The sequence below is a fragment of the Chamaesiphon sp. genome, assembly GCF_041737865.1.
Classification (GTDB): Bacteria; Cyanobacteriota; Cyanobacteriia; order Cyanobacteriales; family Chamaesiphonaceae; genus Chamaesiphon.
Map to the genome: position 1 here is coordinate 1 of NZ_JBGSQZ010000245.1, position 10,977 is coordinate 10,977.

8 protein-coding genes, 1 tRNA gene and 1 pseudogene are annotated in these 10,977 nt (G+C 45.1%); 5 read left to right on the forward strand and 5 right to left on the reverse strand.

Features of this window, described 5'->3' with window-relative positions:
* Positions 1 to 219: 219 nt before the first annotated feature.
* On the reverse strand, positions 220 to 1,836 hold the full coding sequence (locus ACEW9J_RS18535) for a DUF3352 domain-containing protein (protein ID WP_373546578.1): 1,617 nt from the start codon (positions 1,834 to 1,836) through the stop codon (positions 220 to 222).
* Between the two features lie 235 nt (positions 1,837 to 2,071).
* Here ACEW9J_RS18535 and ACEW9J_RS18540 point away from each other — a divergent pair, with 235 nt between their 5' ends.
* Positions 2,072 to 2,641 carry a cytochrome b gene (locus ACEW9J_RS18540; RefSeq protein WP_373546579.1) on the forward strand — a complete coding sequence of 190 codons (570 nt, stop codon included), beginning with the start codon at positions 2,072 to 2,074 and terminating at the stop codon, positions 2,639 to 2,641.
* Positions 2,642 to 2,913: 272 nt separating this feature from the next.
* Positions 2,914 to 3,819, forward strand: coding sequence for an alpha/beta fold hydrolase (locus tag ACEW9J_RS18545; protein WP_373546580.1), 906 nt, complete (start codon positions 2,914 to 2,916; stop codon positions 3,817 to 3,819).
* 123 nt (positions 3,820 to 3,942) lie between these two features.
* Here ACEW9J_RS18545 and ACEW9J_RS18550 read toward each other — a convergent pair whose 3' ends face one another.
* Positions 3,943 to 6,198, reverse strand: coding sequence for a ComEC/Rec2 family competence protein (locus ACEW9J_RS18550; protein WP_373546581.1), 2,256 nt, complete (start codon positions 6,196 to 6,198; stop codon positions 3,943 to 3,945).
* Positions 6,199 to 6,407: 209 nt separating this feature from the next.
* Positions 6,408 to 6,481 (reverse strand) — tRNA-Arg (locus ACEW9J_RS18555).
* A 195-nt stretch (positions 6,482 to 6,676) separates the two neighbouring features.
* Here ACEW9J_RS18555 and ACEW9J_RS18560 point away from each other — a divergent pair.
* The 3 genes from ACEW9J_RS18560 to ACEW9J_RS18570 are packed head-to-tail and all read left to right on the forward strand — an operon-like array spanning position 6,677 to position 9,600.
* Positions 6,677 to 7,330 carry a hypothetical protein gene (locus tag ACEW9J_RS18560; RefSeq protein ID WP_373546582.1) on the forward strand — a complete coding sequence of 218 codons (654 nt, stop codon included), beginning with the start codon at positions 6,677 to 6,679 and terminating at the stop codon, positions 7,328 to 7,330.
* Between the two features lie 39 nt (positions 7,331 to 7,369).
* Positions 7,370 to 8,368, forward strand: a complete 999-nt coding sequence (locus tag ACEW9J_RS18565) for a hypothetical protein (protein WP_373546583.1) — start codon at positions 7,370 to 7,372, stop codon at positions 8,366 to 8,368.
* A gap of 2 nt (positions 8,369 to 8,370) precedes the next feature.
* Positions 8,371 to 9,600 carry a transposase gene (locus tag ACEW9J_RS18570; protein ID WP_373546584.1) on the forward strand — a complete coding sequence of 410 codons (1,230 nt, stop codon included), beginning with the start codon at positions 8,371 to 8,373 and terminating at the stop codon, positions 9,598 to 9,600.
* 106 nt (positions 9,601 to 9,706) lie between these two features.
* Here ACEW9J_RS18570 and ACEW9J_RS18575 read toward each other — a convergent pair whose 3' ends face one another.
* Positions 9,707 to 10,516, reverse strand: a complete 810-nt coding sequence (locus tag ACEW9J_RS18575) for a HEAT repeat domain-containing protein (protein ID WP_373546585.1) — start codon at positions 10,514 to 10,516, stop codon at positions 9,707 to 9,709.
* Between the two features lie 310 nt (positions 10,517 to 10,826).
* A pseudogene (locus tag ACEW9J_RS18580) lies at positions 10,827 to 10,977 on the reverse strand (phycocyanin subunit alpha); the annotation flags it as partial.

The window sequence follows — 10,977 nt, forward strand, 5'->3', positions numbered from 1 at the left end:
AGTTAATTCTCCGCCAAAGTTACGGTTTTGCTAGTTTCAAATCGATGAGAGAAAAACTGTTGGCTTGCTTATTCAAATAATCTCCGCTCCGCTCCGATCATTTGAATAAGTTTAAATTATCACCCTAAGTACAGGAGAGCCGACCCGATCGACTAAAATCAAATAATCGATCGATCTAAATAACCATCATCGATAAGTTCAATTGCAAATATGCGATCCCTACTTGTTGGGTTTAAGCGTGAGTAGAGCTTCAACTCGATTGGTATTTTTATCTGGTTGAGTCGAACTCATTCCCAATCCCTGCACAGAAGTAATCATTGCATTGGCATCGGCGGGGATGGCTTTACCCATTGCGCTGCTCATCTTGCCATTGAATAGACTGTAGAGTTTTTCAACATCGATGTAGCTGTAACTCTGCTTTGGCGAGGGCATCGCGCCCATAGTGGCGGCAAAATTTGGGGTACGATCGATCGATTCGCCAGCATGGTTGGCAATTTTGTCCAGCAAGCCGTCGCCCACAGCTACAGTTAAAGATCGATCGTTCAACCAGCCATAACTCAATAGCGTACCTTGTCCAGCCGGAGCCTTGATGTCGGAGATCTGGGTACTTCCAACTTGACGTTGCTCGACACTCAAACCATAACCTTTGGCTAGATTGACCAATTTGGTCACGGTATTGTCGGTAACGGCGCGATCGGTACTATCGATCGTTAGGGCACCGCCAAAGCCCGCCATAGCGGTAATCCCCCTACTCACAGGCATCATGCCTATGGTATATTCACCACTCATCCAGCTAAATACATCTTTATCGAGATCCAACTGGGTAGACTGGGTGAATCCCTGACGCATTTGAGTAAAAATTTGTTGAGTTCCTGGTTGAGTCTGAGCGACTTTATTCGCCTCTGTCCAAATTTGGCTCAATCCAGTCCCCCCAATCAGCGCAAAGGTTTCAGCGGGGAAACTCCCGATCGCTTTAGCTGACGTAGTTGGTAAACTCAGCGTAGTGCCGTCAGTTTTAGCAACCAATTTCATTCTAATCCCAGCATCATCGATCGCAATGCCACCACCGAGGGACTGGATTTTTTTCAACTGATTAAGGGTAGCCGGATCGAGCGTGACTGGTTGTTTACCAGATTTTAGTAGCTGCTGAACACCTTGGAGATAGTCAGGCAAATAAAATGCCATAATCGGCTGTTTGAGCTGAAGGGTATCGGCTTTGAACCAATCATTACCTGCTTTACTCGCGAGTGAGGGTTGCCCTTTGGCGGTATCGATGGCGAGTTCTAGAGTCCGTTGTTCGGGTGCGACGACTAATCGATCGTTAACGATCGCACTAAATATTTGGTTACTACCTTGACTATTATCCGCGATCTCGATCCCTTTGTAGTCAAGTTTTTTAGTCGGTTCTTTACTTTGAGCTTTAAGCTTATTGGCAAAGTTCAGAGCCTTGATTTTATCTTTAATGCCGATTGCTACCAAAATGTGAGGTTTAGCCGATCGATCGCTAGTATCTGGTAATATTGCTACCATTATATTACCTAGCCACGGCTGAATATCATTGTTAAAGTCCATTTTGCTCTGAGCCAGAAAGTTTTGTTCGGCTTCCTTGAGTTGAGCGGTAATGATTTTTTGCGCTGTTGGTGTCCCAAATTTTTGTAACTTTGCCCAAGCTTCTGGTTCGTTAGAGATATACGCCGCCATGTATGCGTCTGCGGGAATCACCTCTGCCAGATCGCGAGGGTTACTTTGTCCGCTATAAAGGTATTTATAACCTGCAAATCCCGCTCCAGCAGCTCCTACTAATAGTGCTGCGGTGACAATGCCTTTCTTCGCCATATGTTTTAGATTTGTAGTGTCGTGCGAAGCCGCTGTCATGGAGACGCGGATATATGTCTATATACTTCAGTCGATCGCGATTTAATTCCGGAAGACTTAGGGAGATCGGGACAGACGATCTATATTTTACAGCTCGATCTGTAAACTCATCGGATTATTCTACGTCTGTGAGTTTGAATATGCTAAAAATGATTTACTTTAGATCGAGTAGCGCACAACTCAAGGGATATTTTAGATGTCAGCAGCAACACCAAAACCCAGGCTAAATTCTGTCTTCAAACAACTGATGTCCGTTCACTGGTGGATGGCGATGTTTTACGCAATCTTGTTTGTGAGCGGCAAGATTATGGGAGAACTTCAGGGTAAAGTCAGCTTTCGAGAACTACTATACGACGCTCACAAATCTTTTGGTGTCCTCGTACTGCTGTTGCTCGGTTGGCGTGGATACCTATTAGTGAGAGTTTGGGGACGAAAATATAGCAAACATCTGCCTAAATTAACTCAGAGTTGGTATCTTACGACTGCCTTACACAGCGTGCTATATCTGATGATGTTTGCGGTACCGCTGAGTGGTTACTGGCTATCCAATGCTTATCATGCTCATAATATCAGCTTGTTTGGTCTGCCCATGCCAGATATATTTCCAGTCGATGGAGAAGCTGTATCTTCAGCCGCAGCAGCTCACAGCCGCACATCAAAAGTTCTAGCGATCCTCATCGTCATCCACTTTATCGTTCAGCATAAAGTCGTAAAAGCTAATTGGCGTAGGTTCTCTGGTTGGGCGACTAAATTGGGCGTTAAATAGTTGATAGTTGAAGTTGACAGTTGACAGCGGCTAGTGTTGCAAAATCCGCCTTATTTCTAGACGCTGTGCGAACGTGGACTAGTTGATTAGTAAAGCTTCGGCGGACTTTACAGCCTGAGGAGCGGTTTCCAACCGCTTGAGTTAAAAGTTAGCAGCTCGATCGCGATCGTGAGTTGGTTAGAGAGTAATGGTGTTGTTAAAATAGAGGCTTAGAGCGCAATTAGTAGTTAAAATCCGCCCAAAAAATTACTGAATTTCTGAGGTGATTGTTGATGTCCAATCTTGCTAGTAGTAAATATCCAGTTGTCACAGCCACTGCGTCCGAATATCAGTGGTATTGGCAAGAACAACCATTAACCATTGCTCATGAAACTGTAGGTATTGGCGAACCAATCCTGTTACTACCTTCTTTCAGTACCGTTTCTAGCCGCACTGAGATGTCAGGTTTAGCAGCTCAGTTGAAATCGCAGTTTCAGGTTACTAGTATTGACTTTCCAGGTTTTGGTGATTCCGCTCGTCCCCGTCTAGATTATGCGCCGTCGCTCTATCGCCAGTTTTTGGCGGATTTTGTGCGGGATAATTACACATCCTCAGTGAGAATAGTCGCGGCTGGACATGCCGCCGGATATGCCCTAAATCTCGCCGCTACAGTGCCAAATATCGTGTCTAAGTTAGTTTTAGTCGCTCCCACTTGGCGGGGGCCATTGCCGACGATGGCGCGGGGACAGAAACCGTGGTTGAAAGGAGTTCGCGAACTAATTCGGACACCAATTATGGGTCAATTTTTGTATCAACTTACTACTACGCCTAGCTTTCTCGAATTTATGTATCGGCGACACGTTTACAGCAATACAAGTAAATTGACTCCCGATTTACTCGCTCGAAAACGACAACTGACGCAACAGCCAGGAGCCAGATATGGCGCAGCCGCGTTTGTAACTGGGGGACTAGATCCTTATCTCGATCGATCCGCAGCCATCGCCCATCTTGAGTCCCTAAGTATACCCGTGCTGGTCGCGATCGGTGAAAGTAGCCCACCCAAATCTAAAGCCGAAATGTTCGCCCTCTCCGAAGTTACTAATGTCATCAGTCACACTTTACCTGGAACACTAGGATTGCACGAAGAATATCCCGCCGAACTGTATACGGTAATTTTACCCTTCCTTACTTCTGTTTAAATAGATTCCTGGCATCAAATAATGGTGCGTTACGGCTTTCGCCTAACACACCCTACACCTACACCAACATAGCTGTTCACTTAGGATTGAGATATCAACTATCAACTATCAATTATCAATTATTTAAAGTTTTTCCCCTTCCAAATATGGCTTGAATTCACCTGTAGGTGTCCATTGAATTGCTCCATCTCGACCAGTACAATAAACCCGAACGTTATTTTTTTCTAATAGTTTAACTGTTTCTGGATCGGGGTTGGCTGTAGCAGCGATCGCTACTTTTGGATGTATTTTGACGATCGCTCGCTCTGCTAGTCTACCACCACTCCAATATAGAGTTTGAACTGGGGTAAGTTGTTCTATCTCGATCGCTTGTTGTGCGCGATCTGCGATATTGTCGCCGATGATTAGCCATTTTTGCTTTAATTCAGGGATTTCGATCTGGAAGATCGCTGGATTAGTTTCGATTGTAGTAATTTCTACTCGATCGAATTTCTGAAGTTTACCAATTGGTAATAGCTCGAATTTAATTATGCTGTCTTCACGATCGCCATCAATACTATAAAAACGATCGATTGGCATAGTCTGTGTCAAGGTTTGCCAACTGTTTGAGATCGAGAGATCTCGATTGAAGTCGATGGCTCGATCGATCCGATTTATGGCTTGTTGTTGTAAAAATGGTAGCACTACAAACCTAGCACTACTCTCATTTCCACTGTTAATTAAGATTGTATGTCCGCGATCTTGGATGACTAAGATTTGGCTATCTTTACTAGCTAGCGCGGTAATTTGCAGTTCGGTTGTTTTCCAGATGGCTAAGGGGACAATCACTAACAAAACACCGATCGATACTAGTATTCTCCAGTTCTTTTGCCATTTGGGAAAGATCCATACACCCAATATTATTCCATAAAGAGCGAACAATTGCCACAGCGCAATCTGCCCGACGGCAAATGATGTACCTGGAAGATAATTAAATAAATTGACTATACTAATTAAGAGCTGAGTAGGTAAATACAGAATCCAGGAAACAGCACTACCCAAAATTGGGACAATCGATCCAATTAGTGCCCCAATCGTACCACCGATACTAATGATACTAATCAGTGGGCTAGTCAGAATATTTGCAGGTAAACTATAAAAGGGAAAAACTTTAAAAACATAGAGTTGAATTGGTAATGTCCAGATCGATGCAGCCAGGGGAACGGTAATTAGATCCGCGATCGTTGGTGGTAGCCAATCTAACTTCTGCTGTAATGGCTCAACTGTAACAATTAATCCTAATGTTGCCAAAAAACTTAGCTCAAATCCAATATCCCATACCCACAATGGATTAATGACTAATAGTAAAGTTCCGGCGATAAATAGCGAACTGAGCTGATTAATTTTTCGGTTGGTTCGCAACCCAATTAATACTGCCATTCCCATCACTATCGATCGTACTACAGCGGGCTGGAAGCCAGTCAAACCCAAGAAAATCAGTAAAGCTATCGCGCCTAGGTTCGACTGTGCTACCACCGACAATCGCTTGCGGGTGAGTGAGAGGATCGCATTGAGAATCAGCGAGACTTGAAATCCAGACGCAGCCAGCGCGTGAGCTAATCCAACGCGCACAAATCGATCGCGCAAATCGAACGGCAAATCTACCGCATCCGAGCCTAATACCATCGCCGTTACTAACGGCCCAACTGGCACATCTAACCATTTTACCTGCGCCGCGGCAATCCGCGCCCGCAACTTTCCCCAACTCCATTGCTGCGTCTGATTTTCATCTGGTACCCGCAACTGTACCCCGCGCATTCCCGCAAATCCACCCGATTGACTCAAATAATCCCGAAAACTGAACCCCCCAGGATTAGCATTGGGTTTGGGTAGGTACAAAGTCCCAGTAATTGACACCTCTACGCCTGGTTGCAAGCCCGTACCGCTCTGTAAAGGCACCGTAACGTACACGCGACCATTAACAGTTCTACTCACGTCTGCAGGGCGCAAATCGTTGCCCTGAATTTCATTTAGCTGAGTGGCATTGAGCCAAAATTGACTATTCTGGTTGCGGGTGATGTGGGGATAGCTATCAACAATGCCTTGGACGATCGTAAATTGGGAAGTACCACGTTCGGCAGTGGCGGGGATATATTTACTAATATCGTTGGCTGCAAGTTTAGGAATTCGCAATTCTAGATAAAAACTAGCAGATCCGGCGATCGCGATCGCTGTTAATAACAGTTGCCAATTTGGACTCTTTTTCCAAATTTTTGGCAGGAGCCAGATGACTGGAATCGCCGCGACAAGTATGCCCCATCTCACCCACGGATTAAAGGTAACGACTAAACCAATGACATAAGCCAGACAAAGAAGGAGATGAGCTTGGGTATTCTTCATCGGGCGGCGATCGGTTGTGATTAATTGAGCGGTCGTTGTTGGCGCAGTATCTGGCGATACTTGTCAAACCACCCAAATAATCATACAGAACTATGCTCAAGACAGCATAGTTCCGATCGGATCTGATGTATTGAACTTTTAATAAAAATCAGAGTTCTAAACCCTATCCTAAAAACCTCGCTGTCAACTGTCAACTGTCAACTGTTTAATGGGTGAAGAGGGACTTGAACCCCCGACCGACTACTTAGAAGGTAGTTGCTCTATCCAACTGAGCTATTCACCCGCATTAGCCCTATATCCTAGCATACTTTGATGGTATTTTAGTGATGTCAAGTGCCAAACCTATGAAAAGATTGTTCTGGGTGCGATCGAGCCAGTCAAGGAGATCGGCAATATTACTCTAGGTAAGATCGGGATGTTTGGTATTAAATAATAATAGCTATTTTATCGTTCACGAATGGGCACAGCCCGATCGGATATGTCAATCATCGCTTCACAATCAGTAGACATTGAGATATCCACTCTCCCTGACGATCGCCACTCCAGACTGAGGCTCAACGATCGAGGACACATATACAACCTACTTCAAGCTTTTGCTATTCCTAAACTCGATCGCGCACAACAACAATTGCAGCAACTAATCGAACTAAACGATCGGGCTGTGAGCATTTCCAACCCAAATCGATATTTATTAGTTCGGGAAGTTGACTATTATTCATTGTGGGAACTAGATCGATCGATAGCTAAATCGAGTCTGAACGATCGAATTAATGACGATCGCGAGATTGAACTGGAATTGCAACAAGCTAGTATTTGGCTATTTCAAGAACTCTGGTTACAGTGGCAGGATTTATTGGGAGCCAGACAATTACAAGTATTTGCCAAAGATTTACTCGCCGTAACTCCACAGATCGAAGCTGAGGTAGATCTCGATCGATTACTGGCTCTCGATCCGCTAGGTTTGGCTCGATTAGGTTGGTCTAGACTAGATTTTATGACGTTCGATCGTCAACTCTACCAGCTTACTCAGAAAAAAATGGGTCGCCAATTTGGCACTAAAGTAACGCTCGATATTATTCAAGCCATGCCAGACTCACTGCAAATAACCTTGTCTGAAGTTTTAGGCATTTGATTATTTATTAGTAATTCTATTCACCTCCATGCCCTATTCATGACTAAATCATCACCAAAAAAATTAGATCCACAAATTTGGCTGACTGGGGAATATGTAATTTACTGGGGATTGATTTGGGCGATAATTTCCTCGCTCCTTTATCTAAATTATAGTGTCGTCGATCCGCAGACAACTCGCCCTGGATGGTTTATTTTAGCTACAACTGGATTAGAACAAGTCGGGTTACTCATCTCTGGTGGCTTGTGTCTACGGAACTGGCGGAGTGCATATATTTCTGGCGGTACAGTATGGCTATTGTTTGCGATCGCGATCTTTGCCTTTCTCGGCGGAAATATGTGGTTTTGTCTCTGGGAAATGCTGTGGGGATTAAATCCCGCTGCTTCTGCTGGAAATCTGTTTTTTGTGTTGTTTTATTTGATTCTGATCGCTGGCATGAGACTCGCAATTCTCGATCGAGATGTCCAACTGGCTCGTCAGCAATGGGTAGTAGTCGCTGGTGTAGCTGCTATCGGTCTGATGATGGGTTGCTGGCTGACGACGCTCTCAGCTAGAGCTGTAAGGGTACCACAGCAGAGCGGAGTGATGACGATCGCGCAAGCTACTAGTCGCGGGACAATGGTGAATATTAATGTGCCGACAATTCCCCCTAAAGGCAAGATCGCTTCGTCAAAGCGACCCCCTGACTGGGTAGTATCGATCGATCGATCGATGCAGCCACTCGTTAGCACCTTTAATTTATTCTATGTGCTCTGCGATTTAGTCCTGCTGACTTTTGCCGCAATTCTATTTTTAGGATTCTGGGGCGGTCAATTAGGATTACCCTGGCGGATGATCGCTCAAGCTGTATTATGTTTCTATATTGCTGACACTTGGTTCGCTTATGCCAACAATCAAGTGCAAGGATACGAAAGTGGCTCTATTATGGAAGTGTTCTGGATTTTTGGGATTGTGCAGTTTGGTGTTGCCGCTGCGCTAGAATTTGATAACTCCATTCGTGCTCGCCGTCTAGCTCGCCGACGAACTGCTATTAAGTAAACATGAGTTCTAAAAAAATTACCGATGCAGATAAGTTGGAGATCGTCGATCTCTACCGTCTGGCTGGAGATACCACCGCATCTCTAGCCAGTCGTTTTGGAGTCAGCAATTCTACCATTAGTCGTCTCCTCAAAACTAATATTCCTGAAGCTGAATATGAGGTTCTGATCCAGCAAAAACGTGGATCTAAAGTCGGAATCGAAGAGGAATCCGCAACGACAGACGAGCCGATGGTGGTGCAAATGGCAATCCCGCCAGAACTAGTGGTTGACAATAATCCGAGTCAACCCGACACAGTTATTCCCAATCGCGAAGATCCTGCTCCATTAGCCTCGACATTGGCAGAGCCAGATCGCGATCTCGTCCCATCCATACCAGCCAGCAACATCGAGGAAGACAGCAACACTAGTCGTCGGGTGCGTCGTCGCTCTTCAGCACCGTTGGCGGCGGCAATCGATGAGCCAACCGCATCGAACCAGTCGGTGACTAAGACTGAACCGATACCTGTAGCCGTCGAGATTTTTGTAGAACCGATACCTGTAGCCGTCGAGATAGCTGAAGTAGCTATTTCCGATGTACCAAGCGCGAATAATACAGATATTTATACAACAGATCCATCGCCAAAAATCCCCGTTCAACCTCCAATCCCACGCACACCAGCATTGAGAGAAATACTCTCCGATTCAAAAGATCGTTATTCTAACCCACCAGCACCAGAACCAATCGTCGAAATTTTTACAGATGAGTTTGAAGAAGATTCAGATTCAGAAGATGTCAATGCTCTAGCTGCAATGTTTGGCGAAGAGATTGCCGATGGGGATGATGATGATGAATTTGCGGAAGAAGATTGGGATGAAGAACCTACGTCTGCTGATGAGCAAGTAGATCGAAACCAATTTTTGACAGAAGATCGGCTGAATGTCCAAGTCACGCCGCTTTCAAAAGCTACTTTACCGCGTACTTGCTATATTGTGATCGACAAGTTTGCTGAGTTAATCGTTCGTCCACTCAAAGATTTTGCCGATCTCGGACAAATCTCTGGCGAAGAAATCCAGCAACGCACTCTACCAGTTTTTGATAATCATCGCGTAGCAAAAAGATTCTCCAATCAACGCACTCAAAGAGTGATTAAGGTGCCAGATAGTCGAGTTTTTTACAAGACTACTCAACAATTACGATCGAAAGGAATTACTTGTTTATTGGTTGATGGTAATATCTATTCATTAAATTAACATCAGTGTCTCGTTACGGAGACACTGACTAAATTAGGATGGTCAATGATGGACGAGCAACAGGGAGGTTGCTGAGATGAGTATTCAAATGGGTAGACAATAGCTATTACTCACCTTTGAAAATCGCCGCAGCCACCTCTCGAAACTTATGCGGATCTCCTTCAGGATGTGGCTGCTCCTGCCGTTTTCGAGCATAGAGTTTGGCTAGTGTTGCTTGCCAATCGATGGCGATCTTTGGCTCTAGTTCGGGTTGCTGACTCAATATCTCATTAATATATGTTTGGATCTCTTTCTGTGCCAACCAAATTCTCGCAATTACGGTGAGATCCTCATCGCCATCTACCAATCGATCGAAATGTCCCAAAATTTGACGCGTCAAATCGGGGTTGGAAATAGTACTAGCGATCGCCAATTCCTGCAATCCCGTAATCGCGGCATATCTCACCACCCACTCACGATCCTGAGATACTGCGAGTAATACTTCAATAACTCTAGCCTGAGCCGAGTCAATCGATTCGATCGGTAATTCATCCCAATTAATCGTCCCCAAGCCCCTCGCGGCGGCACGTCTGACACTCAGCGCAAAATCATTTTTTGCCGCATCCAGCAACAGATCTAGTGCCCGGACATCGCCAATTCCAGATAATGCCCTCAGTGCCCACGCTCTGGCTCCATAATTGTAGCCATCCAATAACTCTAACAAAGGTTGAACCGCTGGCTTACCGATCGCCATCAGCCCTTCTACAGCCGCTACTGCTGCCCCAGGATTGTTATATCCCAAAACCGCAATTAAATTAGGTACAGCAGCTTCTAGACGTGCCTGAGCTAACTTCTCGACAGCCGCTACCATCCGAGTGGATGAATCTGCCGACTCGATCGCCTGAAGCAAGGTTTTCAATAAGCCAGGATCGGTCATAATTATTTTGTTGGTAAATTGGTAGCAGCTAAAACCCAACATCAACCTGCGGGGGCTTTGTTTATGCCGCTAAAATCTTGTGTGCAGAGGTTCGAGACAAAACCCGCTTACCCCACTTCCCCTAATTTTACATACATATAGCGATCCTAAATTAGATCCCTGGGAGCGAATACTGGTGCGTTACGGCTATCGCCTAACACACTACATTGATCTAGCTTTTCATTTAGGATAAAAAAATCCCGAAGCCACTTCCCCTCGCTAACGCAATTGCTAACGGATGGAAATAACTTCGGGTATTGACACCAGCTTTCTAGCTCAACGCGTTAATCGCATAATCGAGGTAAGAATTGGCTTCTACCGCAGCATCACCAGTCAAACCGTGGTTGGACTTGACGTACTTGAGAGCTTCGATATACCAGCTAGGAGACAAGTCAAAAGTCTTGTTGATTTCGGCCAAACCA